The sequence below is a fragment of the Butyrivibrio hungatei DSM 14810 genome, from assembly GCF_900143205.1.
GTDB classification, from domain to species: domain Bacteria; phylum Bacillota; class Clostridia; order Lachnospirales; family Lachnospiraceae; genus Butyrivibrio; species Butyrivibrio hungatei.
On record NZ_FRDH01000003.1, the window covers coordinates 688,146 to 714,458 of the forward strand.

Consider the following 26,313-nt stretch of genomic DNA (forward strand, 5'->3'; position numbering starts at 1 on the left):
CTTTCTTCGCCATAAACTACTACTTTTATATTTTTATCCATTCCCTCGGATAAATATCCAAATAATCATATGTATTTATCCATTTCCTAGGAGCTATTACTATCTTATCTTGGTTTTGATTAAGCCATGCTCCCCACCAGCTAAAAGTACTATTAGCAATTATGTTATGTTTGCATTTGCTCATAAGAAACATGTCATACCAATCTTCATATTTTGAGAACATATTTTCCTCAATATATGTAGCATCTTTAATCTCAAAATAATTTTTTACATACTCTATGTCATCAGAAAAAATATAAAATCTAGGATTATCTACTCTTTCCCTAATATATTTGATAGCCTGATCATAATAGGATTCTGTGCAAATATCTCCATAAACATACCTATTTGCATCTGTTAAATAGTCTCCTCTCCGAATGTGAATCGACACCGAATTATCTGACATAGTATCTACTAATCTTTTAACATATTCGTCATTATTGATTCGAAAAGTAAAATCGCTTAACAACTCATTTCTTTTTAAATCAGGAAAAAAACACGTCTGATGGATTCCACGAATAATACCACCATCATTCTGTAACAACGTTTTGTCAGCTTGTTTAACCGCTCCGTAAACCATATTTTCATTGTAGATTATAAATTTACCACTCACATTGCTATTTAAAGCCTTTTCTGCCATTCTAATTTCTTGATTAGAAGAAATTATGTTCAATTCTGGAATTTCAAATACTTCGGGTAAACGGAACAATACCCTTCCTGGCATATTGCATTCAGATATATTGGCATAAACATCTTTTCCAGATGTCTTCAATGCCTTAAATAAAGCATATTGAAACATTTGATTGCCTAATCCACCTGAAAAATGTACACTAATACCTTTCTCTACCTCTGTATCATTAGATACATTTAAATCAATAATACTTACATCGAATAAAAATATTCTTCCTTTGTATTTACTCTTTAATTCCTTTGATATCGATTTCGCTCCATGGCGCACAGCAATTATCAAGTCGCATGATTCGCCATCTAACGCTTCCACACCTTGAACTTTGACGCCATTAATTAATTCTTTTTGCTTTTTAGTATCTTTATCAATTAGAAACTTCACATTTGCAAATTGTGAGTAATACTCTAGCGCCGTTCTTCCTATTTTACCTGCGCCATAGATTATAATATCTGTCATTTGCTCATCCTCATTACTTTGCTTAAGCCGTTCCTTTTTCTTTTGCTTCCAATATGAGCCTTCCAAATTCATAATCCCATTTTTCAGGAACGAAATGTTTCATTCCTCCCCAAGAAGTCATGGTTAATTCCCCAAACAATATGCGATTATCTGGCATTTCATATAAATCCACTCTTACATGAGAAAGCCCTTGGCTCAATTTTTCGGCCACTACAAGCATATCCCCTAGCCTTTTGGGCTTTTGCTGAATTTCTTCATCAATAGGGTACCCAAAACTAAAATCCATTTTATTCCACTCAGTATCATAAAATGCTGCTTTACATTCCGGTCTATGACTCCCACGCACGCACCAGATATACCTTGGCTTTCCACCAAAGCAGAAGAACTGATATTCACTGATTCCTTCGGCAATATCATCAAGATATTCTTCACAGATGATCTTAGGTTTAATACCTTTATATTGCGTTTCTAACAATATTTTCCAATAATCAGATGTCATCCATTTCTTCAATTTTTCTTTAGCACTATTTATATCTAATTCATTCTTGTCTGTGACTAATATATTTCTACTTGAACCATTGTTGGTTTTTAAGACAAATCTGTCTGGAAGTAGCGAAAAATCGATTTCATCCACATCATCCCATGCTCCATAGTATTTTGTGAGATAATCATCACCTATCAACTGCTTGACGTATTCTCTGACTTTGTATTTGTCTGCAAACATATTTTTTATTGGATTATTATCATAAACCTTCTCAACATTGACTATTTCAGTATAGGTCGTAGGATTATCCCAATTGATTCTACGTTCAAATCGCTCATAATACATATCATCCAAAGCTTTTTTCATAGCCTCTTTGTCATTGCAATCGATATCTGTAATTCTCTTGGTGTGTGGATATCTAACAATGTGTTCAGATGATATTCCAATACTAATCAACTGGTTTTTCATTGATTCAGCTACTGTATCATCGATTACATCTATAATATAGAGCGTACCTTCCTCCAATTTATGAAAAGAATTCACTTGTACTCCGTCGAAAACCATTCCTTCCAAATTTGTATTATTATCTAAGATCTCATGAACAGTTATCCCAGAATTTCTAAGAATAGCCATCAAATTCGTAAGCGTTTTTCCAGCACCAATAACTACTACTTTATTCGCCTTATTTGCTTTCTCAATCATACTTCTAAGTTTTTCTGCAATCATTGTCATGTCCTCCTTAAATATGTCTGCCAATCCACAGAAAATCTTTATTTTTACGCATATCTTCACCTAAAGTGCCAATTTTTTCTATATCTATTCCTTGCTTCCATAAACAATATGTAAGTGAAAGTTGATCCCTTTTTGATCTATATAATACTTCCTTCCACCAATTTTCCATAAGTTCTCTACATATTGGATTACAGTTTTCTCTGACAAGAATTGCATTATGTAGCATTCCGTAATGCCTTGGCATGCCTTCTTTTCTATATGCTCCCATCTGTTTTTTGACTATATATTCATCATCTTTACCGTTAATAATCACTCGAACTGCTTCTGAATAAATGCAATCTTCGTAAGCATGCATATGACTCATAAACCCAAATTCATTCATATTGCCTACATATCTTGAAATATCACCAACTATTTTTACGTTTCCATCCACATATATCGAGTAGTCATAGTCTGCAAAAATATGGCTTCCCATTATTTTGCAATATCTGTTTCGTCGCGTATCATCCATCAAATCTTTAGGAATTATTTCACCAGCATCTATACTAGTTATATCATTCAAAGATTCGGCTTTATTATCGCAAATAACATAGTAATCTGCTATTTCGCTTTTGTCTGCTGAAAGCTGTATCTCATCATATCCTCCGGTAATACACGTATATACAGCTATTTGTTTATTATGTCGATTTGGAATCTTAAAATTAGATAACTCCATCTTTTCTAGCGATTTATTTGATGTTCCTTGCAATACATCGTCACAAGCTAAAACACCTTCTATAACACTATCTAAAGCAATAAGATCATCATATGTCATTATATATTTAATGTTGGAATATGTTTTCAATTCACGAAGAACCGATTCTCTATAATATAATCCCACTAAAGCAAAGCAGAATACTTCCCCCTTCTTTGCTAACGCTTCTGGAGAAATGCACTTTATCCCAGGTATTACCTCTTTTCCCCATTTATCTGCGTTTTTATCACAAAAGAAATCAATTCTCAATCCAAAAATTGACTGCAAATGAAGTGCCATATTTTCACCTACAATTCCAGCGCCATAAATACACACCTCATATTCATCATTAATTTTACTTATTTCCTGTTGGCTTAAATCATGTTTATTATTCATCTTCGCCTTTTATTACATATTTACTATGTATATTATCCAGTTCTTTTTTCTCTTTTTCACTTAATCCAGCCGATGGTATAACTCCTCGTTTCACGTCAATGTACTCATTTCTATAACCAGAAACATTATTTACGTCATATATGTCACAAGATATCTGTTGCATCTCATGATAAATTGCAAGCGCTATTCTATGCACTCCATCCAAGATTTCATATTTTTTTGTGATCTGTGGTCTATCATCATTACAAAAACCATTTTTTTCCCAATTATCAATTAGTAAAATAAATCTTTCCAAACGCATACGTGCCGTATGTTTGTCACAATGCAGCTGTTGAGCCTTAGTATATATCGAATATCCACAATCATTCTCTCCATAGTACTGCTTGATAGCAGCAATTCTGATGGCAATTCTATAATCATCTTTAGTATTTGCAATAATTTTTTTTAAATCTATTTTTTTATCATATTGGCATGGATTCCCAAATCTCAACGCATGCTGAAAAGGATAGATCCAAATATAATCATTAATTCCTTTCTTAATTAGTGCATTAACAATTTCATCTTTTATACTTTCATGCACGGCTACGCAAACAACTTCTTTTCTTAATCTATCTCTTAACTTATCAAGTTCTATAACATCGTAATCCATGAAAGTATCTTCTTTTTTGCTCGTCACAACACAAAAACTAATACATTGCCCTAATTCTTTTAGCTGTAAACTCTGAATAAAATGTTCAGCTACATAACCTGTTCCATATACCGCAATACCATTTTTTTTAATAATATCAATTAGTTCATCAACTGAATTTACATCAATCATTTTTACTCCATTTTCTTCAATAAGTCCTGAGCATATGGATCTAGCAAATCATCTTCTGTTGTTATGTCATTAGGCATAATGCAGTCTTTACAATATGGATGTTTAAAACGATCACCTTTAAGCATCATCTTAAGAAATTCTGTACGTTTTCTGCCATTCCATATTTCAACAAGCGTATTCTCACTGATATTCCCATACTTAATATCATGTAACTGGTCACAACATGCTGCCGTAACATCTCCATTTACTCTTACTGCCAATCTATAAAATGGTCTATGGCACACTACATTGATTTTAGTTTGCTCAACATTTTCACGACCATTCATTGCTTTATTCTTAATAGCCGTGTCTACTGACTCATAGTCTACGTCACCATATATTGGGATTATAGATTCAATGTAAAGTGTATCCGCCAAATCCCCGAATAGTTCTTCAAATCTCTTTTTCCCATTTTCAACATTTTTAATAGCTATATCTGCTATTTTCATAGAAATCTTGCAGTCACCTTTGTGATCGTATAGATAACTCAGATTTTCTATAAACCTTGAAAAATCAACTTTAGCCCCGCAATAATCTCTATAGGCACTTTCATCTAGTCCCTGTAATGAAATTCTTATAGTATCTGGCATGCCCTTTTCAACGAATTCATCAACTTTTTCTCTAGTAAAAAGAAGTCCATTAGTTGTAAAATCAATAGTCTCTGTCACTTCGCTTTTTCTTGCATATGCCAACATATCAGGAAGTTTTGGATTGCAAAGTGGCTCTCCAAAAAAATAGAGTTCTATCTTTTTTAGTTTATTTGGAAAATCTTTTAACTGATCAATTATCTTAATAAATGAATTCATATCCATGTTTGCTTCAGGGTATAAGTGTTTAGAATGCCCACAATAGACGCAATTTAAATTACAAAAAGTCGAAGTTTCTATGCATACGTTATAAGGCGTAGAAAGAGGAATAACGTCCTTTAAAGGTGTTCTATTTTCATTTCTCCACTGCCTATATTCAGCCATAATTCTCCTCGATCAATTTCACAGTTCTTTCCGTTGCGTGTCCATCATTGATTATTCCATTCTTTTCGATGAAACATTTTAATTTTTCAGCATACTCTTTTTCATCAAAAGCTAATATATTTGAAACCAATGCATCATTATCAGAAGCAGTACTAAATGGTATTTCATCAAGTTCAAGCATTAGACTGCCGCGATCTTTTACATAGTCTTCAAGATCATCCGCATAGATAAATCCCATCTGGCCATTTAAGAAACCTTCAAAAATACAGGTTGAGTAATCAGTAATGATTGCATCTGTAGCTGCCATTATTTCATTCATATCAGGCCTTTGAGTAACATCTATAAGCCTTGAATTCTTATTCTTAACAGACATTCCTTCACAATAAACAGAAAGCTGTGGATGAAGTCTTAAAAACATGTACCATTCCCCACCAAAACGCTTCTCAAAAGCTTCAAGTACTCTATCGAAATCAATGGTGATAGGATTTTCATTTATAGCTCTCTTAGTTCCTTGGCTACCGCCTCTGAATGTTGGAGCATATATTATTATTTTGGCTTCCTCCGGGATATTATATTCATGCCTCAGCTCCATTCTCTTTTCAGCTACATTGTTTACGAACACATCGCATCTAGGTGAGCCTAACTGATTTATCACTCCATCATAGATAAGTCCATCTCTCCACATGTCTGTACAATATGAGCTTCCAGAAATAGCATGATCGATCAAGTCTGAATCTGCCTTACTTACCAAATATGCCATTTTTGAAAAGAGGTTACCTCTATACTTGCCAATTGGTTTTAAACTTAGTGATCCATGCCATGTTTGAATATATGTAGTGCTTTTTCTTTTTCTAGTGCCATAGAAGGTTCTAGTATTACCTATCCAAAATCTGGCAGTAGTCATATGAAAAGCTCTATTCCATGTTGTATCTTTTATCTTATGGATTTCCTTAGGAAACTCTTTTGAGATATCTTTTACGATCCAATAGAGCTCAAAAGAATTCTTCCCTTCCTTTTTCTGTTTCAATAGCTCTTCAGCAATGTATCTTGGGCTACAGCCGTATCCACCAGTACCTTCAAAGGTCCACAAGACAATCTTGTTCTTGTTTATAGGAAATATCCTGCATAGCAAGTATGGTATTCCATACAAAAAAGCTTTTATTTTTCGCTTCGCTACATATCTTTTTTCTTTATCCATGATAAAAAGGCTCTTTTCTGCTTATTCATCTAACAAATTGAGAAATCTTTCCAAACTATATACAAGAAGTTTCTGCTCACCAGTTAAGTCTTTAGCGCAACCTTCTATGAACTCATCTCTAGTTGGGCCTTCCCAGGATGCCATCCAAGCATCCGCTGGTCTAGACATTGGAAGTTTCTCAGGAACATCCAGTGAAGGATATCTCATACGGAATAATTCTCGGATTAGATACTTACTTTCGCCATTTCTAATCCTCTGTATATCAAGTGGCTCAGTAAGATGCATTTCCTCATAAGGATCAATGAAGCCTATGCCTTCTGCTCTACATGCAAGAGTCAAAGCCGCCGCTGTTGCCCTTCCATAAATGTTACAGATGAAATCCATATAGTCCGCCATTCCATCTGCCTTTTTATAGTTTTCATAAAACTGATATATATCTGCAGGATCTTTTAAAACTTTCTCTGGATGAACATATATACTTCTTTCAATCCACTCTTCATAGCCCCAGTCTTTAGAGAGCATTTTACTCATTCCACCAAATTCAATGTCAGCGGTATCGCCGTGGACCAAACAATTAAGTCCATCAGCCTTGGCTCTTTTAGCAATCTTATATGCCTGTGGCTCATTTGAAATAATTGGGAATCCCTGAAACATCATGAGCGGATTCATCCCCTTGTCATAATCTTCCCAATCCACTTCAACTACTACATGCTCGAGGTCATATAGATCACAATATTTTCTTGCCTGAATGGTCTCATCAACTGCATTCTTGCCCAAACATTTTGCAGTATATGCTTTTGTTCCTTTTGGCATATATGAAGCTAAAATTGCAGAATCCATTCCACCGCTTAGGAGCACGCCAGTATGCTTCAAATCAATCTTTTCTAGCGATTCTCTAATATTATGGTCGATATCCTGCGCTGTTTTACATGGTCTTTTCTTTTCTACAGGAATCATTTCGTGATCTAAATGAGGCATTCCATCTTTAAAAATCTTTTCTTCATCCACAACAAATCTGAATGCCAAATATGAACTCATACAAAACTTTTTATCTACTGTCATCTTTGTACCCTTTTCCTTTAGTCTTTTTCATATACTCGATTTGGAATCTCTACTCTTAACATCGTAGAAGAAATATTAGGAGTATGCGGCAGATACACCACGTCCACTCCAAATGGTTCCAGATCTTTTTCCGTCTGAATCCATCTTTCATTTCCTTTCCAATCATCGCCAATAAATACTGCATCGAACTTGTACTTCTTATACTGCTCAACTTTATCTAAAGTGTCTGCTATAACGCATTCATCTACATTTCTCAGATTACGTATTATTTCGGCACGATCTTCCTGACATATAACCGTTTTCTTGTTTTTATATTGTTCCACCAAAGCATCAGAATTAACCCCAACTATGAGTTTTTCACACATAGCGGCAGCGCTGTTAATGATATGTAAGTGGCCTATATGAAACATATCATATACGCCCTGCGTATATCCGATTTTATATTTTGGTTTTTCTCTCAAAGGCCCCCTCCTAAACAAAAACTCCCGTGTAAGACAACTTCATACCTTACATCGGGAGTTTAACTTTAATTCTTTATTATTTTTCTAATTTGACGCCATATTTAACGGCATATTCACGGGCTTTATCTTCTGTAAGCTCAAATCGTTTGATCAACTTACTGATAATCTGATCTGCTGGCACATTATCCTCAATCTTATCCTCAATGAACGCTTTGATGCCTTCTTCTTTTCCTTCCTTGATGCCTTCTTCTTTTCCTTCCTTGATGCCTTCTTCTTTTCCTTCATCGTAGATTCTGAAGCCTGGTAAATCGAGTACTTTTCCACCCATGACATCACCTACTTTCTTTTGGACATTTTCCTGCTTTGTTGTAAGCTTATATGCAACGCTATGTGTTAGCCTTATGATAGCATCGTAAGATGCTGATGACAAGCTACCTGTGGCAAGTTCATTATCCAGTCGATTAAATATTTCCTCATAGTTTTTTAAGAGTTCATCAATCTGATCCATATCCTGATTCATCTCGGGTAGCTTTTTCTCAAAGTTAAAAATGTAGAATGGGATCAGCATAAAAAGTTTTTCTTCAAAGATCTTATCTATGCTATAATCCGACATTTTTAGCATTGGTATATCATAGGATACCTCTTTTCCATTTGGCATTACCAGTTCAATAATCCCTGTTTCTGGAGCCTCCTTTGAGAATCTGAGTAATAAGAGCCCGGAATTTGGAAATCGGAACCTCACTTTGTGCACGTTCATTTCGTAAGCATTCTTAGCAATCTGCGTATCATACTCAAATATTCTTACCAGCATTGATTTGCTATAAACCTTACTCTCGCATTCAAGATGATATCTCTTGGTTATATCCTTGTAAGTAATCTCAAAACTAGAATCTGTGATGCGTTTTTCCTCTGAACCATCTTCATGTTCAACAAACTGCTCATTCCTAAGCCTTTTCACTACGGCACTTTTGCCATATTTTTCTCTGAACATATGAGACACTAGCGGTATTAACAGATCATCGCACCTTCCTTCCATTGTTCTGAAAGCGTCATCATATGCGGATTCAGAATACAATGGATTATCTTTTTTCTTTACTTCATCCATACTTTTTCCTCCTACGTATGTTTAATACATCTCATGCATAGGCAAGAATAATAGAATATCACCAAGAAACTCAGAAAATAAATAATTAGATAAATGAAATCATCAAATATATATCTTAGTCATGGGAATAGTCTGGCGAATGCCACGAACACTATGCATGAAACACCCATGTAAGATATCATATCTATCTCCTAATGTAAAGTATGAAGTTGTCAAGGTACACTATCATCTATCACGAAAAAATTAGTAAGTTAACATTACAAATACTTATCCGGCTCATTCAAAATGAGATCCGTTGCTCCTTTTTCTGCATACTTGTTCACATCCAGCTTGCCGCCAGTTGGAAGCTCAGGATAAAGATGTCCGCCAAACCAGGCTCTTACATCGCGGCCTTTAAATTTCTCAGCTGGAAGATCCATGTAGATTCCTGCTGGATGAAGGGCTATGCTGCCATTAGGTACGTCATCCCACATGGACTCAAGGCCAATAGCTTTATAGAGGCAGTTGGAAACATAATTATCTAGAACGCCAAGCTTTGCTGCATGATCAATAGCATGAACATTAACCAGTGACTCAGCCCAGAAGCTGGAATATACGATATTGTCTTTAACGCCCATCTCATCAACAAGAGCCACGATCTTTTCTTCGATTCCAGGATAGTTGAAGACACTGGTCTTGAGCTCGATGTTGATCATGAAGCCATCGTTTTTCATTCTTGGTAAAAGAAGTTCTATAACCTCTTTCATTGTTGGAATGCGCTCTGTATCTGCGCCTCTTCCAGCAAAAATGTGGAGCTGTTTAAGTTCCTTTAATGTATAGTCTCTGACATAGCCAAAGCCATCAGTAGTTCTATCAACCTTCTCATCGTGAATGACCACGATCTCGCCATCCCTTGTAAGCTGAATATCCAGTTCAACTCCTGTAAGATTTTTGACGTTCATAGCCTTTTCAAATGCAAGTAATGTATTTTCTGGATATAACTGGCTACAACCTCTATGAGCCCAAATTTTCATGGTAAAATACCTCCATTCTTCTCAAAACACTTTATCTCAAATCTGTATCAATGTTCTCTTCCGCTCAAAAACTTCTCAAACACTCTCGCTCTAGCGACCGCCTCATCTCTCTGACTATTAGCCACCTCACCGCAACTTACTCTGCGTTCAAACTCAGTAAACTCGTATCTGAGTCCATCTCCTAGAAATTCGCATTCATACTTATCAATCTTTGTAGGATCTTCATACCTAACTTCAAAATACTTTGTAAGCCACCAAGGTGACGGCACCAAGACATATCCTTTTGTGCCAGATATCAGTAACTGTCCTTCACTTTTAGCAGTGAGCCCAGTCTTAGCAGTTCCGATTTTCCTGATAACACTGATTCCATCATCTCTTCCGGTGCCATTAGACTTATCCTCATACGTAAACACTACCTTGCTATATCCATCCACTCCCGACTCAGCAGGAATGCTCATAAATCTAACATCACTGTAATCAGTTCCCAGAAATCTCATTACCGGCAATAAGCAATATGTTCCAAACTCAGTAAAAGAGCCACCAAACTCAGTATCGTCAAACTCTCTGCCATGAGGCTCAGATAGTCTAGTAAAAGCCGCCTCAACATCAACAACTTCTCCGATAACGCCGCTTTCTACTACTTCTGAGATTTTCTTAAACCCTGGAGCAAATTCCGTCTTAACTGCTTCCATCAGCACAAGCTTTTTATCAAAAGCCATATCAAACAGCTCTTTTGCTTCAATCTCAGAAACGCACATAGGCTTTTCGCAGATAACATGCTTTCCATCTGCCAACATCTGACTTACATAAGATACATGGATTCCATGAGGAGATGCCACATATACCGCATCAATAGCGTCCGCAAATTCAGAGATGTCTGAAAATGCCTTAGCATTCATGCCATTATCTTCTATGAACTTTTCAGCATGGTCCAGATTGGGATTTAACACCGCAGTAACAGCGATACCATCTACAAAAGACAGCTCTTTTACCGCACGCTTTGCAATCCTTCCTGTACCTATGATTCCTAATCTCATAAACTACCGTCCCATTTGCAGCAAAGTCTTAAAATCCCTGCTGTTTTCTTCTGGTATCCATAAACCTTTCAACAACCTTGGCCATAGCAATTGATTCTTCAGCTGTAAGCTTAAAGTCGTGGCCTCCGGTGCCATTTATCTTGGTCAAAAACTCTGCAATCTCATATCTAAAGCCGTCGTTACCCACAAATCCAGCTTCATAGTGGTCAACCTTACTAGGATCCTCATATCTCACATCAAAACTCTTAATAAGCCACCATGGCGACTGAGCCAGTATATATCCTTTGGTTCCTGCTATTACCAGCTGACCTTCAGACTTAACGCCAGCACCAGTCTTGGATGTAGCAAGGCCATGTTTATACTTAAACTCAACCTTGGTAAAAACGTCTATTCCGCTCTCTCCAAGGATAGAATCAATCTTGAACTCCTCGTAATCAAGGCCCATGAGCTTAAAGATTGGAAGCAGGGTATAACTTCCATACTCCATAAACGCCCCGCCATACCTGGCATCTGACATCTCACGGGATGCTGGATCACCGATTCTGGTAAAGCAGGCCTCTATATCACAGATATCACCTATTGTTCCGTTTTTGGCAACTGTCAGAAGCTGCTGGAATCCAGGAAGGTACGCTGCTCTGATTCCTTCCATCAGGACTACCTTTTTCTCTTTTGCAAGAGCATATAGCTCAACCGCCTCGTCGTAGGTAAATGTCATAGGCTTCTCACACAGAACGTGCTTGCCTGCATCAAGTGCTGTTCTGACATACTCCGCATGAGTTTCATTAGGTGATGCCACATAGATAGCATCTACGCTATCAAGAAAGCTCTCATAATCGTCGCAATATCCATTTATGGTGCAGACCTGCATAAACTCGCTCAGATTCTCAAAATCCGGATTATAAGCTGACACCGCCTCTACACCAGAAACGTAATTGATCTCTGAATAGAAACGTCTGGCAACTCTTCCAGTACCCACTATTCCAAGTTTGATAAGCTTCTTCCTGTCCTCTCTTAAAAAAGATGAAGATATATTAGGGGTCCTCTCAAGATAAACAACGTTGCAATACTGCTTTAAATAATCAAACTTACCAGTCCAGTCAGAGCCTAGCACAAAAGTATCGATGTCATACTTCTGAATATCTTCTATCTTCTGCCCTTCATGGTCTTCAACAATGATCTCGTCTGCAAAGCCAGTCTTTCTGACGTTTTCTATTCTAGTCATGATAGGGTCAACTAGATTAAGCTTTCCCCTCTGACGGTCAAAATGTTCAGTTGTAACACCCACTATAAGGTAATCTCCAAGCGCCTTTGCGCGCTCCAAGATCTTATAATGACCTTCATGAAACAGGTCAAAAGAGCCATAGGTTATGATCTTTTTCATAATCAGATTCCCCTCTTAACAATCATGTCCACTTTATAACACCAAGCCCCATCCATTTATCAGGAAACTTTGAAAACTCGATTATCTCTTTGTCTTTATTTAACTCTTTTAATTCTCTCCAGCCGCGGACCGTTCCGCCATCAAGCTCATCATATTCATGTCCAAAAACATCGTGAAATACAGTCATCTTAGTTGCGTACTGTCCTACATTTCTGTAGTCCTCCATAACTGCGCCGTAGGAGTGATCCGCATCAATGAAGCAATAATCATACTCCTGTCCTATAAAATCAGCAGAAGTGCTAGGTATTCTCTTACGAATAGCAGGTATCAGCTTAGAGATCTCATCGTAATTAACCAGCCCATCCTCGATATCTACCATTTCATACACAAGATCTGGATTTTTTCTGTACAAAAGAGCTGCCATCACATAGGAGCTGCTGCCTTTGTATACTCCAACTTCAATAGCCTTCTGGCATTTGAGCTTACTTAGATACAAGCAAAAATCCACAAACTCATCAGGAACCTGCAATATTCCGCAGGTACTGTATCTAACTCCTGTCTGAGGCTTTTTTACCAGCTTAAAGAATGGGAAAAAGCCGTATTCACCAAGCTTATTAAAAAGCCACTCTCTATCTGCAATCTGGCTATCTGAAGCCTCAAGTAGGTCCTTAATGACCTTAACCTGATCAGAAAGGATCTTACTATTTCTATCTCCAATAAGACTTCCAAGGTCGCCTAACACCTCTTTTTCAGTAGGTATCCTAAGTTTTTCAAGCTCAGCCCTTACATCTGCTTCATCCACGCCAAAATAAACCACCATATCGTGAGGCTGATTAAACGCATCTTCCACAGAGCTTCTGCATCCAAATATCTCATTTTCCTCAGGAATGAACATAGCCTCAGCGACGACCTCTATCTCACCATCGGCAATAAGCGAAAATAGCTCCCTCTGGCTATCGTAGTCACTATATGAAAGTCCCCATGTTATTATCCGCTTCATATAACCCCTCTCAGAACTTGTAGTTTTCTAGCAAAACAATCTTTTCTTCCCAGTAGGAGCGTGTTTCCTCTCCCGCAAGTTCTGTCAAAACTCTGATATATAAATCTCTTATCTTCTCAGATTTAAGTACAACCTTATCTGCATTCACAACAGCTGGCTGTTCAATAAATGTCTTAAGCGATATAGCCACCGGATCCGTGTCACTTACAGGATCTATTACGTCAAAGCATGGAATATAAACCAGCTCATCAGTGTATTTTAAAAGTTCCTCAGAATAAAGCTTATCCGGAACAGTCATGCTATAGCTCTCGCCATCGTAAGGCACCTGAATTACTATTACGTCCGGATGAATTCCAGCAAGGTCAAACTCATCAAAGCTTGTAAAGTGCTCATCTGCCATAAAGAGATCTCTCTCATCATGCCTTTCGCCGACATTTCCGTTATGATCACAGTCATAGAATGGAATCGGGATCACGTAAGTCTCAACACTCTCATCAGACACAGCCTTTCTATAAAGTGGTCTCATGCTCTCCCACCACTTAGCTCTGCAAGGCATGAAAAGAACTGTTTTCTTACCATTTTTCTTTTCCTCAATGAGCTTTTCTATAGTAGCTGTCATTTCGATATTCTTTTGTAAAAGAGTCTCAGCATCTGCGCTCTGTCCCTGACTTGCCGCAGTTTCAAGCCCTGCGCGGGTATTCTCCAAAAGCTTCAAAGATGATTGAAGCTCATCAATCTGCTTTGGATGCTTTCTCTTTACGTCAAAACTCTGCTTATCAAGGGTATATCTAAATGGATTATGTCCTAAATGCTCCTTAAGTCTTAGCTCCTGTTCCCCATAACATGGGTAATTATGTACTCCACTGCCTCTTTTGACAGTCATATAATCCCCATAATAATTTGTAAGGAGCTCATGATACCTGGTAGGTACAGTAACTATAGTATGCTCAAATGGTGCTTCCATTCCCTCCTGATACACTTCTATAGGGTTCTTTGCCCAGTGTTCAGATACCCATACATACATAGAAGCCACTTCTTTTGCATCCTCATCTCTGCATTCCTTAAGGATCTTATCAAGGAGCACAATGAGGGCTCTAGCTAGCCTATAATTTCTTGGAAGCTTTGTATTATTTGCTTTTTCGATCTTTAGTAAAAGAGCTAGTAACTCTTTGTCCTCTGTCCCTCTAGCAACCAGGATAGAGCAGGCTTTTAATACGTCGTTACCTCTATCTCGCCTTTCTTCCTCTTTTTCTGAGTCGTTATATATCTTGTCCATTGGGAAGATATCAACGCCTGTCACATAGGGACAGCCGTAGAATTTATCCAAATGCTCTTTTTCTAAGTTTATGGTTGTTCCGTTTGTGATCCTTCCAAGAGCAAGGGTGTACTGCTCCTCGTCCTCAACTGTAAGGATCTTGTACTCCTTGGGAAGCTCCTCTCTGGCATATTCAAAAAATCTCTCCCAGTCATCCCTTAGCATAGATATATCAAAGTCATCATCCCAAGGAATATAGCCTTTATGCCTGATGGTGCCGATGAGAGTTCCCATATCGGCGTACCACTTGATATCATGCCTCTTACAGATCTTGTCTATCTCTGATAGAACCACAAGCTGGGCAGCCCAAAAGCGCTTCATCATCTCTGGGACAAAGAAGCCTTCTCTTACCTCATCTTTAAACCACTCTTCTGAAAATGTTAGCTTATCAAGTTCTACCATTGCTGCTCCTAATTTATTCATTGTAGTCCAATATACTAATGTCCATTCCAGCATCTGTGCAGAGCTCAGACAATCTGCATCTATCACCTATATAGCTATTGCACACACAAAGAGCCTTATCTATCTCTGAAGTCCTTGGGCTCTCAGTTACAGTCACATTTGAAAGAAGCTTAATATCCTCCAAAAATGCAAGGTACATTCCTTCTATCTCCAGACCGCACTTAGATAAAAAGGTCTTTAATCCTTCACTCACAAGCACAAGCACACTCTCATCATTTCTAGTATGCTCATCAATGAGCTGCCTTATCTTATCTATTTCAAGAAATGTGTTGTTTACTATACCTGTAGCAGATACACCTATGAGAACAGTATTCCTCGTATCTTCCGTGCCTCTGTCTCCAAGGCATATTTCCTTAAATACCGACCTTCTGATAGCCTTTAGATCGCTATTTAGCCCTTCCGTATAAGAGATCATCCACTCACATTCTGCATCCATAGGCCCCTTTTCATCCTTGAGCCTGTCATAGTATCTAAATAGATCTTCGCAGTATTTTTCAAAGTCAGCGATGGTTCCTGACTTTTCTCCTACTATTGTCTCAGCAAATGTTCCTATAGAAGTTGCAAGCTCCTGCATCTGTCCCAAAAGATCAAGAGAAATACTGATATTTCCCTGATATGCATTGCTGTTTACTTCCATCATAGCTTCATCAAGAATACCTAAAGTATCAACTATATGCTTTTTATCCTTTGGATAAAGGTAAAGTTCTCCGATATCTCCGCCAATAAGGACGTTAACTTCAGCTCCCCAGAAGGGATAGTTGTGTCCTGCCGCTCCCCTTACAGGAGTCATATAATCTTCACCATAGATACTTGCAAGGGTTTCTCTATAGTCCTTTGGAACTACAATATCAGTCATTTCAAAAGGAAGCACTGCAGTTCCTTTGTAATACTCTTTATCTCTATAGCTATATATAGCAAGAGGAAGCTTTGGGCAGTATTCAACGCCAATTGCATCTTCCTCGCTACAGCTCCTTGCCACCATATCTGTGATCCTGCAGAGCTGATTTCTTAATGGTTTATTTCCATCAAGCTGGAAATTCACCAAAGCCCTTGGAAGTAGCCCCAGTACTGTCTTAATGTCTGAATATAAAGAACTATCTCTAGGCACATCCGATAGACTTATAAGCCTTCCGCCAAATTCAGTATTCTCAAGATCCATACAGTCATATACTGTCTTGTAGGCAAGGCAGTACAGCTGCTGATAAAACTTAAGCTTTTCCGGATTCTTTGGATAATAGTCCAAAGGGAAAATATCAACCGAACATATAAAAGGACAGCCATGAAATTGTTCCATTCTGTCCTCGTCCCATTCTAGTTTTTCAGCTTCATGTGTTACTATCGCATGAAAATTATAAAAAGAATCAGAGGAATAAATGCTCCTTACGCATACTCCGTCGCCGATCTCGTCAGCGTGCTCCAAAAATCTATGATAATCTTCCCTAAGCATGGCAATGTCGATATCATCATCCCAGGGAATTATGCCCTCGTGCCTTACTGCACCTAGGAGCGTTCCTACTTCGGCAAAATAGGTGATATCATACTTCTCACAAAGGCCCCTTATCCTTTCAAACAGTTCGAACTGAGAGCCCCAGGCTCTTTTCATCATTTCGCTGACAAGGAATCCTTCTCTTATTTCGTCTTTGAAATATCCATCGGGAAATTTAATCATACAAAGCCTTTCAGAGTATTAAATAATCTTCTTTTCAAGGAAAAGATTTAGATCCTCAGGTGTGCCAAGTCCATGCATCTTTTCACCGATGTCGAAATAAGTGATCCTTCCGCCATCTGCAATCATCTCATTGTAAACAGGCGCTACATAGAACTCATTGTTGACACGAATATTCTTGTCTATCATCTGGTGGGCATACTTAACAAAATCCTTACCATGGCTATAGTTGTAGATTCCTACTGTAGCCTGATCTGAAATAACTTCCTTTTCACGAACCTCAGTAACAAGTCCCTCATCTGTGTATCTGATGTAGCTCCACTTTGGGTGGTTTGCAGGCATTGTCATGATAAGTCCATCGTACCCCTTAATCTTAGCAAGGTAATCGTTAATATCGATATCTACGTACTGGTCGCTATTTGCGATCATAAGCGCATCATCGTTATCTATGAATTTTTCTGCCAAAAGAACTGTGCATGCAGCACCTTCTGTCACATAATCGATTGGGATTATCTCACACCCTGGAGCAGCTTTCCCAAGCATATCTTCAAGAGGGAACCTCTCCATATGCTCTCTCTGGCAGATAAATATAAAGCGAAAATCATCTTTTGGTCTGATATTATCAGCCACAAGCTCGATCATAGCTCTTCCGTTAACATCAATAAGTGGCTTTGGATTAACATATCCAGCATCAGCAAATCTGCTGCCGCGTCCAGCCATAGGAACAACAATATTAAGCATCTTTAATCCTCCGAAAGGTATTTGTCATTATTAGCACCAGGAAGCTTTACTACTACATTCATAGAATCTTCAAGTGCTTCAAAGGCTGTGGCTTCGCCTGGTTCAACCACCACTACGTCGCCTTCTTCAAAGATCTGGTCAAACATCTTGACCTTGCCCTTAACAATTGCAGTAAACTCAGTTGCGATCTTGTGATAATGCTTATCTTCCTTATCACCCTTTTTGTAGGTCTTAACTGCAACCTCGCAGTCATTGGTCTTATAAAGAGATGGCTCAAAATTTCCTATGAACCAGCCGCCCTTCATATCGCTTAATTTAGCTTTCTTCATCTTCTTGCAAGGCTCCTTTCATATTCGCTTACCTTCTCTGCAGCGTGGAAGGAGTGGAATTTCTCCTGGTCGATCTTGTAGAATGTGATCTTTTTATTCTTAAGGATCATTTCATTCATCGATGATGAAATGTAAAACTTATCGTTTATCTGGGTATCTTTTCTAATAGCAGCCTTGGCTGACTCTACAAAATCAGATCCATGTCTGAAGTAGTAGAAACCAGAAATAGCATCTCTTGAAACAGGTCTCTTTTCAGCAACCTCTGTGACCTGATCCTCTTCAGTTCTGATATAGGACCATCTAGGATGGAAGCTCTGGAAGCTGATAAGTCCACCATCTGCATCCTTGCTGTCAAAGAAATCAAGAACCTCTGTTACGCTTGTATCAGTTATCTGGTCATAATTGCAGATAATAAGCGGATCGTCACTGTTAATATAATCAATTGCAATAAGACATGAACAAAGAGCTCCTCTAGTCCTTTGCTTTAATGTGATGACATCTGCATTTCCATCTGTCATGAGCTTTACGATATTGTCCAAATGGAACTTATCACAGTCTTCATCTGACAGGATAAAGATGAAATGCTTGTCCTTAAGCTCATCAAACTTCTTGATCACATGTTGGATCATTGGTTCCCCAGCTACTTCAACAAGTGGCTTGGGATAAAAGCTATTTTGAAAAAACTCTGCTCCGCCTGCAGCAGGAATAAGAATATTTACCATCATCCATTCTCCACTTCTTTAATTCTGTTCATGATATTCGTGTAGTTGACATCATGCACGTCCTGAACCTTTAAAAGATTTGCGCCGCTCCTCTTAGCTGCAAGGATTCCATTTTTGTTATCCTCAAGCACAAGGCACTCCTCTGGTAAAAGATTCAGCTTATTGATAGCAGTTGTGTATATTTCAGGATCTGGCTTCGCATTTTTGACATCTTCATTAGATACCAAAAAGTCAAAGTATTCCAAAAGCTCCGCCTTTTCCATCATTGTCTCTATTGTTTTTCTTACGGAATTTGAACAGACGGCCATTTTGTACCCTTGATTCTTGAGTTTAGAAAGCGCATATTCATGCTCAAATAATGGCCTGCATTTAGTATTCACAATTTCCATTGTGTATTGCTGTTTCATCTGATTGATAAAAGAGTGTAAGCTCTCCGGTAAATAGAACTCTTCGCTCAGCATTCTGAGCTTTTCTTTGGTAGGAAGGCCGTCAAAGCTGTGAAGATGATCATATCTTGATATCTCCATTCCAAAGAGTCCAAGAGCCTTGTTTAAAGCCTCATAATGCCAATCCTTGGCATCGATCAGTACGCCATCCATGTCAAAAAGAATCGCTTTGATCTTAGTTCCCATAAAAATATTCCTCCGCTTCTACCGGTGTATCAGTACATAACATTACATCGGCATCATCAACGTATTTTTTTAGGAATTTCCACATATTTGCCTTATCTCGTCCATGTATCTCTGGTGAAATGATAGAAACCATCTTGCCTTGCTGTCTCATCTGGTCAATAACTCCTTCATTTATCCAGGATTTTTCCCATTCATCCATCCAAACGCCCTGTGACTTTTCCAAAAGAACTGGCTCTTTTTCATATTCGCTCATCCTAGTAAAAGCGTTAAAATCCTGCTTGTGGTACACTACCTGCTCAGGAATAGACATATCAAAGACAAAATAGTTCTTTATGTTGAATTTATTAAGATCTGCTCTTAAGATATCCTGTATTCCATCTGCTTTGATATTGATGGCAAGTGGCATATCAGAACCAGACTCTTTGTAGGCTTTAAGGACATCCTCAAAAAGAAAGCACTCTGAAGTAGCTATATTGTGCGAAACCACAAGTTTCTCCATATAGTCTCTTACATCTGTCTCTATTCCATAGCCGTGTTCAAAGGCCTTTACAAAAGCTTCCATGGAATTTTTTTCTGATGCTGTCGTCCATAAACCTCTGTGAGCTAGTATTTTCATCGATTTTTCTCCATAATCCCTCATAATAAACACTCAACTATATTTTATCATAGTTATATGCCAATAAACAGCGTAACGTAGTATAATTAGAGTGTATCTACGGGATTTTAGGGAGGTTTTTCATGGCAATCTACATTATTTCACCTCAAAACAGAATAAGTGGTGGCCCTGAGCTGGCTCATCAGCTTTGCAATGCTGTAAATAGGCTATCTGACGAAAAGGCCTATATGTGCTATGTAAATCTAAAAGAGCCATATAACATTGTTGAAAATGTTGAAACTCCTGCACCTTATCTCGTATATAACACCGAGAGCCGTTCAGATATGGATGAGATCGACAGAGCTGAAAATATAGTTATCTTCCCTGAAGGTCTGACCTTTAGTATGATGCACATCAAACGCGCCAAGATTGCACTTTGGTGGATGAGTGTTGATAATTACATCGTATCTACCCAGGAATGTAACGTTGATTTCATAAAAGATAACGTTTCTCTTCACCTTTTCCAATCCAAGTACTCAATAGAATATGTCAAAAAGATGTTTCCTGATGCCAATGGAATCTTTCTTTCAGACTACATCAATGAAGAACATGGCAAATTCATCTACCCTGCTGAAGGGCGCATGAATAATGCCTTATACAATCCTGCCAAGGGTTTTGAAGAGATAAAGCCACTTATAGCAAAAGCTTCTTGGCTTAACTGGATCCCTTTGGTAAAAATGGACCTGCCTCATATGATCCTTACAATGCAGAGTTCCAAGATATATGTTGATTTCGGAAACCACCCAGGTAAGGACCGAATTCCTAGAGAAGCTGCTGCCGACGGCTGCGTTGTTATAACCAACAAAAAAGGATCCGCAGCATTCCAAGAAGATGTGCCGATCCCTGAACAATATAAGTTTGATGATCCAGCAAGTCAGCTGGATGCTATAGATGCTCTGATGCATGACATTTGCGATAATTTCGTTCAGCACCAGAATGCATTTGCTGACTACAGGAGCTTCATCGCTTCTGAGAAAGCCAAGTTTGATAAGGATGTTCTTAACTTCATCTCAGTTCTCAAGACTTTATAAAAAGAGTCTGTCGCATTCCTTCATGATAGCAATATCTAGCTGAGATATTCTGTTTTGAATCTCAATATTATCATCGTAAGGAATTGTGATGGCATTTTTTCTTAACACTGCAAGATCACGAAGGAGCTTTTCTGTACATGGATCTGCTCCTTCAAAATATCTTTTTACATTCTTTATATCTGCTCCAAACCTTGCAATCTTTTCATAGAGACATCTGTTTATACCAAAAGAATACATATTAGCCATAGCATATTCCATGGCATCCTTGACGCCTTCGTAGTTTTCAAGCTCATGGCATTTTTCATAGGTTGCCCCTATGGCTCCATAAATAGACGCATAATATGTGTCAAGATCCATGGTCTTCGTAGCAGAATCCGCGCTGTCGCAGTAATTGTAAAGAACCTCTTTGACATTACCAATATTCCTAGCTCTAAGGATCATATACAGTAAGATTTCAGTATCCTCAAGGCATCTTACCTTCTCACGCATTCTGATGACAGGATCATTCCACAACTCTCTTTTAAATATCTTGGTTACAAGGTATCCGCCACAGGTAATAAGAGTCCTTCTCTTCTCATCGTCCAGCTCTCCTGTCACATTATCCCCTGTATATAGAGTTGCCTTATCCTGACGCTCGCTATAAAACCCAGTATCTACGATATCGTAGTCCCCTTCTTTTGCCTTGTTATATAGTAGCTCAAACATGTTTGAAGCCACATAGTCATCGCTATCAACAAGACCGATATATTCGCCTGTTGCAAAGTCAAAGCCTTGATTTCTGGCTCCGCCACTGCCTCTATTAACTCCACCATCTATTATGACTACCTTATCAGGAAACTGCTCTTCACAGCTTTTCATGATCTCCCAGGTATTATCTGTTGAGGCGTCGTTAACAACTATGATCTCGATGTCCTGTAGTGTCTGATTAACAAGGCTACTAAGGCATCTTGTTATTGTTTTTTCTGAGTTGTACGCAGGTACTACTATGCTTACTTTTTTCATGCCATCATCCTATCTTTGCCAATATGCTCTCTATAGCCCTATCATAGCTATACTTCTCACTTACAAGCTTGTAACCATTTAGCGCTATCTGAAGCCTTGCCTTTTCGTTAGCAAGGTAAAAGCTGACCTTGTCGTGAAGCTCATCTATATCATGAAACACTTCGATATCCTTGCCAATAGTAAAGAGTTCTTCTATCTCAGGTTGGTAATTAGTCAGCATAAATCCTCCAACTCCCATGATATCAAATACCCTAAGGGGCACTCCTGATAATATGGAATGCAATGAGATATTAAGGTTTATCTTACTAAGATAATACATCCTTGGAAGCTCTTCATCATAGGAAAGCCTTCCTCCCACCTTAACTCCTGGAATACTGATAGACGTATCATTTGTATGAAGCCTTACGTCGTAGTCAGAAAGAGACTCCAATATACAGCTTCTCTCCAAAAAAGAAATATATCTTGCAAAAAGTCTTGCTCCAAGATATGTATCCTTATCCATTGAAAATGAGTCTGTATCATTTCCGCCATATATCTTCCACAGCTCTGAAATGGCACTGTCAGAAAGCCTTCCATTTATCCTGTTCTTGCCATCCCATATGCCAAAAGAACTGTTAACAATAGCCTCTATTTCGCTCTGTGTCTCATCTGACGCCTTTCCTAAGACGTCTCCATAGCTATCGTCATTATAAAGGCTTCCAACAAAGGAAACATCGCAGGAAAATCTTGCTTCATCCTCTGGATTTATCACAAGTCCCGAGTTTCTGTAGACGTTTGTAGCAAGTGGCTGGTAAAAGACATGCTTTCCTCCCGCCTCTTTTATCTGCTCTATCTGAATCTTGTCAAAAGAAAAGATATAATTGCAGTCATTTCCAACCTGCTTCTCATAAAGTTCCTGCTGGGGCATGTCATATATCCAGGAGACGTATTTAATACCAAGGGTCTCGCAGGCATCAGAAACAGCCGGTGCAAAGTCCATTGTTATGGCAACATCGATCCCATCGCCTGTTAGTAGCTCTTTTACCCTATCGATATCACCCTGGGCCATACTATGAATCGAAATTCCAGTATCAATAACCTTTATGGTCCTTCCGGCATTTAACATAGTCCAGGCGATGTCATCATATTTAATTTCATTTAAATACAATAATCCATAGACTGTACTCATGTTCACTCCCTAGTCACTATATCTATAATTTCCTGAAGTCGTCCTTCATATGTGTGATCAGCAAGGACCTTGTCATGGCCTCTTTTTGCTATATCAAGCCTCTCATCCTCATGGATCAGGTAGTAATCTATCTTGTCCATAAGATCACTCTTGCTCTCGTAATAAACAAAGTCCTCTCCCGGAACAAAGAACCTTAGATAGTCCTCCTGATAATTAGAAAGAAGGAATCCTCCGCATCCCATAATATCCATTGCCCTTAAAGGTATGCCCTTTTGAATGCTTCTTAGAGAAATATTTAAGTTAATTGCAGAAGTTTTGAACACAATAGGCATCTCAACGTAGTAATCCGCTTCACCCCTGTTATCAACGCCTTCTGCGCAAAAAGTCTTATCCTTGGTATACAGATTCACAGGATGCTTTTGACCTATTTCCCTTAAAAATAAGCTTCTCTCAAGGGCTGTGATCTTTCTGTTAATTACATAATTAGCATAAAGATATTCATAGGTCGCAACGCTGTCATATCCAGGCTTTATCTCCAGAACCTTTTCCATCTCTGCTATGGCGCGCTCTGTAAGGGAGTTCTCGATAATGTTAACTCCCTGAAGCTCCATCTGAGTGCTTATAAGTCCCTCCAAATAGCCCTTTATATAGTCTGAGATCTTGCCTTCAAGCCTGTCATAGTAGGTGTGATCCTCAGTATATAACTGACCCACAAAGGAAATATCTCCGCCGTATTTTTTTGCCATATCATCAGTGACAGTAATGGAGTCGTATCTTTCTACAGGCGCCGCCATTGGCAGATAGAAGACATTCTTAAAACCCTGACTAGCAAACAGCTCATACATCTGGGAATCAAACACAAATACATAATTGCATTTATTGATAAGAGTATAGGAAAAGAGCCTTACAGCAGGGTTATCATACACCCACGCTGCATACTTTACGCCAAGTTCATTGCAAACCTTAGAAACTACAGGAAAATAGTTAAAAGAAAGTGCAAAATCAAAGCTTAGCTTCTCTAAATCCTCTTTGAACTTTGCCATGAACTCTTTGTCATCATCATCTATATGATTATCAAAAGCATAGGTAGTAACTGATATTCCAAGCTTTTGGGCAGCCTGTATCAGATCTTCATTTCCTATGCTTTTCCAGTCCAAAAATAAGATATTCATATTACTTTTGTTCTTCCTTCATCTTATTGGCCATGTTGATAATTTCAATAAGTCTGTCTGTTCCATAAGTATTGATGATGTTCTGGTAGAACTGAAGCCTGAATACATCAACCTCTCTTGGGTCATGAACAGTCTCAAGCATGTTGAGATACGCAATAAAACCCTTTGGGCTCTCCATAAACTTTTTGTCTGAACTGGCAGACAGTCCATCTGGTAAATACTCGCAGATATAGATGATCTCATTGAACCACCTGATCTTGTAGCCGTCCCTTGCAATGCTGTCCCAGATCAGAGACTCTGGCACGAACTTTTCACCCTCAAACTCAGGAAATGGATATTTTTTTAAAATGCTGGTCTTATAAATCTCAGCTTTGTCATCTAAGAGGTTATATAAATGTCTCTGCAGATTGGTGCAATCGACGTACTCTCCCTCAAACTTACCATAGCCTCCAACAGGCTTCATATCTGGCTCGCTCTTAAGTCCACTTACTGCAGCAAAAGAGTCATCGTCAGCGATCTGAGAAAACCATCTGTTAACCTTCTCTATTGCATCATCAAGAATGTAATCATCGCTATCGACGATAAAGAAGGCATCGCTCGAAGCCATCTGAACAGCTTTGTTGATACCTCTATGCTTTCCTCCATTTTCTACTTCTTTGTAGATGATAGGAAAATCATTTTCTTCCTTAAGCCAAGCATCAAAAAGCTCATTAGTATTGTCTGTGCTTCCATCATTTATGACTATCCATTCAAAATCCTTGGAGGTCTGCCTCTTAAGGGAATTATAAAGTTGTTCCAATCTGTATGCCCTGTTATATGTGGGCGTAAAAACAGTTACCATATGAAAATCCTTTACATGATCTCTTTTACCTTGGCCATAAGCTGCTGAAGTAGATCAGCCTGTGTTCTATTCTTCTCATCAAGGTTTCTCATGAAAAGCTCTATTGAATTATCCGTAACAGCAGATTCCACAAAGCCTTCCAAAAGTTCCTGATAAAGAGGCGTCTTTTTGGCATAGTCCCACCACAGCTTTTCTATACCAAAGTGATAGTTAGCATTTTCCCATGGCTTTGCACCAGGAAAGTGCACTATTGCCACATCTTTTTTAACCTCTTCATAGGTTATGCCTGAAGTGTGGGCAACTCTGGCAAAAAGGTCATAATATGCAAAATCAACGTAATCTACATTTTTCCAATGAACCCAGTTAAGTATGTCCTGATCTGGTGCCTCCATCTGATAGTTCCAGGCTTCAAAGGCATCAAGATAGGTCTTAAAAGAGTATCTTTTACGCATGAGTTCTAAATTAAGGAGCATCACGCCAGCATTAAAATATCTATAGTCATGCTCATAGGCTTCTCTAAACATCTCATTGTGCTTTGGTCCATAGCCTTCTTTTTGATTAAAGCCGCCCTTGTCATCGCAGGCAATTATCTCTTTGTCAGCAAAGTCCATGTTATAAAGGTCAGTTAAATCTTTGTTAATGACCATATCTCCATCAAGATAAAGAGCTCTTGAAATGTTATCAGGAAGTACATCAAACATCATAAGTCTAAAATAGGTCTCTAGGCTCCACTGTTCATTTCTTGGAAGCTTATCGCTAAACATACTCCTATCTATGGCAACGAGATGTATATTTACGCCATGTTCTTCCAAGGCTCCCTTAAGGAACTTTTCATCTTCACCTGTAAGCTCGCTGTGAAGAAGATAAGCATCAACGCTCTCTTTAGAATTGATTCCAAGAGATGTGAGCATTACAAGGGTATATGGAATATATTTTCTATTAAGTGCCGTAATTACATTCAT

General features: G+C 38.4%; 26 protein-coding genes. 1 reads left to right on the plus strand and 25 read right to left on the minus strand.

What is annotated here, in order from left to right; translation table 11 throughout:
• Positions 1-25: 25 nt before the first annotated feature.
• The 20 genes from BUA02_RS03245 to BUA02_RS03340 all read right to left on the minus strand — a co-directional run bounded on the left by BUA02_RS03245 (position 26) and on the right by BUA02_RS03340 (position 20,098).
• Positions 26-1,183, minus strand: coding sequence for an alpha-1,2-fucosyltransferase (locus tag BUA02_RS03245; protein WP_207647701.1), 1,158 nt, complete (start codon positions 1,181-1,183; stop codon positions 26-28).
• Positions 1,184-1,205: 22 nt separating this feature from the next.
• The gene (locus BUA02_RS03250; protein ID WP_072700900.1) at positions 1,206-2,393 is read right to left on the minus strand and encodes an ATP-grasp fold amidoligase family protein; all 1,188 of its coding nucleotides are present in this window, start codon (positions 2,391-2,393) and stop codon (positions 1,206-1,208) included.
• A gap of 13 nt (positions 2,394-2,406) precedes the next feature.
• Positions 2,407-3,528: a glycosyltransferase domain-containing protein gene (locus tag BUA02_RS03255; protein ID WP_072700902.1), complete on the minus strand. Its 1,122-nt coding sequence runs from the start codon at positions 3,526-3,528 to the stop codon at positions 2,407-2,409.
• On the minus strand, positions 3,521-4,348 hold the full coding sequence (locus BUA02_RS03260; RefSeq protein ID WP_072700904.1) for a hypothetical protein: 828 nt from the start codon (positions 4,346-4,348) through the stop codon (positions 3,521-3,523). The genes BUA02_RS03255 and BUA02_RS03260 overlap by 8 nt, the downstream gene beginning before the upstream one ends.
• Before the next feature lie 2 nt (positions 4,349-4,350).
• Entirely contained in the window at positions 4,351-5,358 is a 1,008-nt protein-coding gene (locus BUA02_RS03265; RefSeq protein WP_072700906.1) for a radical SAM/SPASM domain-containing protein, read from the minus strand.
• Entirely contained in the window at positions 5,351-6,556 is a 1,206-nt protein-coding gene (locus BUA02_RS03270; RefSeq protein WP_072700908.1) for a CDP-glycerol glycerophosphotransferase family protein, read from the minus strand. Before BUA02_RS03270 ends, BUA02_RS03265 begins: the two co-directional genes overlap by 8 nt.
• A 21-nt stretch (positions 6,557-6,577) precedes the next feature.
• Complete coding sequence (locus BUA02_RS03275; RefSeq protein WP_072700910.1) at positions 6,578-7,618, minus strand: asparagine synthase C-terminal domain-containing protein; 1,041 nt, start codon at positions 7,616-7,618, stop codon at positions 6,578-6,580.
• Between the two features lie 17 nt (positions 7,619-7,635).
• Entirely contained in the window at positions 7,636-8,079 is a 444-nt protein-coding gene (locus BUA02_RS03280; protein WP_143147364.1) for an FAD synthase family protein, read from the minus strand.
• A 76-nt stretch (positions 8,080-8,155) separates the two neighbouring features.
• On the minus strand, positions 8,156-9,184 hold the full coding sequence (locus BUA02_RS03285) for a hypothetical protein (RefSeq protein ID WP_072700912.1): 1,029 nt from the start codon (positions 9,182-9,184) through the stop codon (positions 8,156-8,158).
• A 257-nt stretch (positions 9,185-9,441) separates the two neighbouring features.
• The gene (locus tag BUA02_RS03290; protein WP_072700914.1) at positions 9,442-10,197 is read right to left on the minus strand and encodes a glycerophosphodiester phosphodiesterase family protein; all 756 of its coding nucleotides are present in this window, start codon (positions 10,195-10,197) and stop codon (positions 9,442-9,444) included.
• Between the two features lie 47 nt (positions 10,198-10,244).
• Positions 10,245-11,234 carry a Gfo/Idh/MocA family protein gene (locus BUA02_RS03295; RefSeq protein ID WP_072700916.1) on the minus strand — a complete coding sequence of 330 codons (990 nt, stop codon included), beginning with the start codon at positions 11,232-11,234 and terminating at the stop codon, positions 10,245-10,247.
• A gap of 28 nt (positions 11,235-11,262) precedes the next feature.
• Positions 11,263-12,615: a Gfo/Idh/MocA family oxidoreductase gene (locus BUA02_RS03300; protein ID WP_072700918.1), complete on the minus strand. Its 1,353-nt coding sequence runs from the start codon at positions 12,613-12,615 to the stop codon at positions 11,263-11,265.
• Positions 12,616-12,637: 22 nt separating this feature from the next.
• The gene (locus tag BUA02_RS03305; protein ID WP_072700920.1) at positions 12,638-13,615 is read right to left on the minus strand and encodes a class I SAM-dependent methyltransferase; all 978 of its coding nucleotides are present in this window, start codon (positions 13,613-13,615) and stop codon (positions 12,638-12,640) included.
• 10 nt (positions 13,616-13,625) lie between these two features.
• On the minus strand, positions 13,626-15,353 hold the full coding sequence (locus tag BUA02_RS03310; RefSeq protein WP_178297597.1) for a LicD family protein: 1,728 nt from the start codon (positions 15,351-15,353) through the stop codon (positions 13,626-13,628).
• Entirely contained in the window at positions 15,346-17,061 is a 1,716-nt protein-coding gene (locus BUA02_RS03315; RefSeq protein WP_072700924.1) for a LicD family protein, read from the minus strand. The genes BUA02_RS03310 and BUA02_RS03315 overlap by 8 nt, the downstream gene beginning before the upstream one ends.
• An 18-nt stretch (positions 17,062-17,079) precedes the next feature.
• Positions 17,080-17,799 (minus strand): glycosyltransferase family 2 protein, encoded by a 720-nt coding sequence (locus BUA02_RS03320; protein ID WP_072700926.1) that lies wholly within the window; start codon positions 17,797-17,799, stop codon positions 17,080-17,082.
• Positions 17,800-17,801: 2 nt separating this feature from the next.
• Positions 17,802-18,128 carry a cupin domain-containing protein gene (locus BUA02_RS03325; RefSeq protein ID WP_071176944.1) on the minus strand — a complete coding sequence of 109 codons (327 nt, stop codon included), beginning with the start codon at positions 18,126-18,128 and terminating at the stop codon, positions 17,802-17,804.
• On the minus strand, positions 18,125-18,853 hold the full coding sequence (locus BUA02_RS03330) for a glycosyltransferase family 2 protein (protein ID WP_242946463.1): 729 nt from the start codon (positions 18,851-18,853) through the stop codon (positions 18,125-18,127). Before BUA02_RS03330 ends, BUA02_RS03325 begins: the two co-directional genes overlap by 4 nt.
• Positions 18,850-19,482 carry an HAD family hydrolase gene (locus BUA02_RS03335; RefSeq protein WP_071176946.1) on the minus strand — a complete coding sequence of 211 codons (633 nt, stop codon included), beginning with the start codon at positions 19,480-19,482 and terminating at the stop codon, positions 18,850-18,852. Before BUA02_RS03335 ends, BUA02_RS03330 begins: the two co-directional genes overlap by 4 nt.
• On the minus strand, positions 19,472-20,098 hold the full coding sequence (locus BUA02_RS03340) for a PI-PLC domain-containing protein (RefSeq protein ID WP_072700930.1): 627 nt from the start codon (positions 20,096-20,098) through the stop codon (positions 19,472-19,474). Before BUA02_RS03340 ends, BUA02_RS03335 begins: the two co-directional genes overlap by 11 nt.
• 122 nt (positions 20,099-20,220) lie before the next feature.
• On the opposite strand from BUA02_RS03340, the gene BUA02_RS03345 reads away from it, so the two are divergent.
• Positions 20,221-21,168, plus strand: coding sequence for a hypothetical protein (locus BUA02_RS03345; RefSeq protein WP_072700932.1), 948 nt, complete (start codon positions 20,221-20,223; stop codon positions 21,166-21,168).
• Here the strand turns inward: BUA02_RS03345 and BUA02_RS03350 are convergent.
• From BUA02_RS03350 to BUA02_RS03370, 5 genes are read right to left on the minus strand one after another with little or no spacing between them, the layout of a single operon-like run.
• Positions 21,163-22,170 (minus strand): glycosyltransferase family 2 protein, encoded by a 1,008-nt coding sequence (locus BUA02_RS03350; protein WP_072700934.1) that lies wholly within the window; start codon positions 22,168-22,170, stop codon positions 21,163-21,165. The genes BUA02_RS03345 and BUA02_RS03350 overlap by 6 nt on opposite strands.
• 4 nt (positions 22,171-22,174) lie before the next feature.
• Positions 22,175-23,338 (minus strand): CgeB family protein, encoded by a 1,164-nt coding sequence (locus BUA02_RS03355; protein WP_072700936.1) that lies wholly within the window; start codon positions 23,336-23,338, stop codon positions 22,175-22,177.
• Positions 23,339-23,340: 2 nt separating this feature from the next.
• Positions 23,341-24,510: a CgeB family protein gene (locus BUA02_RS03360; protein ID WP_072700938.1), complete on the minus strand. Its 1,170-nt coding sequence runs from the start codon at positions 24,508-24,510 to the stop codon at positions 23,341-23,343.
• 1 nt (position 24,511) lies between these two features.
• Positions 24,512-25,351: a glycosyltransferase family 2 protein gene (locus tag BUA02_RS03365; protein WP_072700940.1), complete on the minus strand. Its 840-nt coding sequence runs from the start codon at positions 25,349-25,351 to the stop codon at positions 24,512-24,514.
• Positions 25,352-25,362: 11 nt separating this feature from the next.
• Complete coding sequence (locus tag BUA02_RS03370; protein ID WP_072700942.1) at positions 25,363-26,313, minus strand: glycosyltransferase family 8 protein; 951 nt, start codon at positions 26,311-26,313, stop codon at positions 25,363-25,365.

What these genes read in the sequence shown, in the direction of transcription:
- BUA02_RS03245 (WP_207647701.1), bottom strand. Translation starts at nt 1,183, where the DNA reads ATGACAGATATTATAATCTATGGCGCAGGTAAAATAGGAAGAACGGCG.
- BUA02_RS03250 (WP_072700900.1), bottom strand. Translation starts at nt 2,393, where the DNA reads ATGATTGCAGAAAAACTTAGAAGTATGATTGAGAAAGCAAATAAGGCG.
- BUA02_RS03255 (WP_072700902.1), bottom strand. Translation starts at nt 3,528, where the DNA reads ATGAATAATAAACATGATTTAAGCCAACAGGAAATAAGTAAAATTAAT.
- BUA02_RS03260 (WP_072700904.1), bottom strand. Translation starts at nt 4,348, where the DNA reads ATGATTGATGTAAATTCAGTTGATGAACTAATTGATATTATTAAAAAA.
- BUA02_RS03265 (WP_072700906.1), bottom strand. Translation starts at nt 5,358, where the DNA reads ATGGCTGAATATAGGCAGTGGAGAAATGAAAATAGAACACCTTTAAAG.
- BUA02_RS03270 (WP_072700908.1), bottom strand. Translation starts at nt 6,556, where the DNA reads ATGGATAAAGAAAAAAGATATGTAGCGAAGCGAAAAATAAAAGCTTTT.
- BUA02_RS03275 (WP_072700910.1), bottom strand. Translation starts at nt 7,618, where the DNA reads ATGACAGTAGATAAAAAGTTTTGTATGAGTTCATATTTGGCATTCAGA.
- BUA02_RS03285 (WP_072700912.1), bottom strand. Translation starts at nt 9,184, where the DNA reads ATGGATGAAGTAAAGAAAAAAGATAATCCATTGTATTCTGAATCCGCA.
- BUA02_RS03290 (WP_072700914.1), bottom strand. Translation starts at nt 10,197, where the DNA reads ATGAAAATTTGGGCTCATAGAGGTTGTAGCCAGTTATATCCAGAAAAT.
- BUA02_RS03295 (WP_072700916.1), bottom strand. Translation starts at nt 11,234, where the DNA reads ATGAGATTAGGAATCATAGGTACAGGAAGGATTGCAAAGCGTGCGGTA.
- BUA02_RS03300 (WP_072700918.1), bottom strand. Translation starts at nt 12,615, where the DNA reads ATGAAAAAGATCATAACCTATGGCTCTTTTGACCTGTTTCATGAAGGT.
- BUA02_RS03305 (WP_072700920.1), bottom strand. Translation starts at nt 13,615, where the DNA reads ATGAAGCGGATAATAACATGGGGACTTTCATATAGTGACTACGATAGC.
- BUA02_RS03310 (WP_178297597.1), bottom strand. Translation starts at nt 15,353, where the DNA reads ATGAATAAATTAGGAGCAGCAATGGTAGAACTTGATAAGCTAACATTT.
- BUA02_RS03315 (WP_072700924.1), bottom strand. Translation starts at nt 17,061, where the DNA reads ATGATTAAATTTCCCGATGGATATTTCAAAGACGAAATAAGAGAAGGA.
- BUA02_RS03320 (WP_072700926.1), bottom strand. Translation starts at nt 17,799, where the DNA reads ATGCTTAATATTGTTGTTCCTATGGCTGGACGCGGCAGCAGATTTGCT.
- BUA02_RS03325 (WP_071176944.1), bottom strand. Translation starts at nt 18,128, where the DNA reads ATGAAGAAAGCTAAATTAAGCGATATGAAGGGCGGCTGGTTCATAGGA.
- BUA02_RS03330 (WP_242946463.1), bottom strand. Translation starts at nt 18,853, where the DNA reads ATGATGGTAAATATTCTTATTCCTGCTGCAGGCGGAGCAGAGTTTTTT.
- BUA02_RS03335 (WP_071176946.1), bottom strand. Translation starts at nt 19,482, where the DNA reads ATGGGAACTAAGATCAAAGCGATTCTTTTTGACATGGATGGCGTACTG.
- BUA02_RS03340 (WP_072700930.1), bottom strand. Translation starts at nt 20,098, where the DNA reads ATGAAAATACTAGCTCACAGAGGTTTATGGACGACAGCATCAGAAAAA.
- BUA02_RS03345 (WP_072700932.1), top strand. Translation starts at nt 20,221, where the DNA reads ATGGCAATCTACATTATTTCACCTCAAAACAGAATAAGTGGTGGCCCT.
- BUA02_RS03350 (WP_072700934.1), bottom strand. Translation starts at nt 22,170, where the DNA reads ATGAAAAAAGTAAGCATAGTAGTACCTGCGTACAACTCAGAAAAAACA.
- BUA02_RS03355 (WP_072700936.1), bottom strand. Translation starts at nt 23,338, where the DNA reads ATGAGTACAGTCTATGGATTATTGTATTTAAATGAAATTAAATATGAT.
- BUA02_RS03360 (WP_072700938.1), bottom strand. Translation starts at nt 24,510, where the DNA reads ATGAATATCTTATTTTTGGACTGGAAAAGCATAGGAAATGAAGATCTG.
- BUA02_RS03365 (WP_072700940.1), bottom strand. Translation starts at nt 25,351, where the DNA reads ATGGTAACTGTTTTTACGCCCACATATAACAGGGCATACAGATTGGAA.
- BUA02_RS03370 (WP_072700942.1), bottom strand. Translation starts at nt 26,313, where the DNA reads ATGAATGTAATTACGGCACTTAATAGAAAATATATTCCATATACCCTT.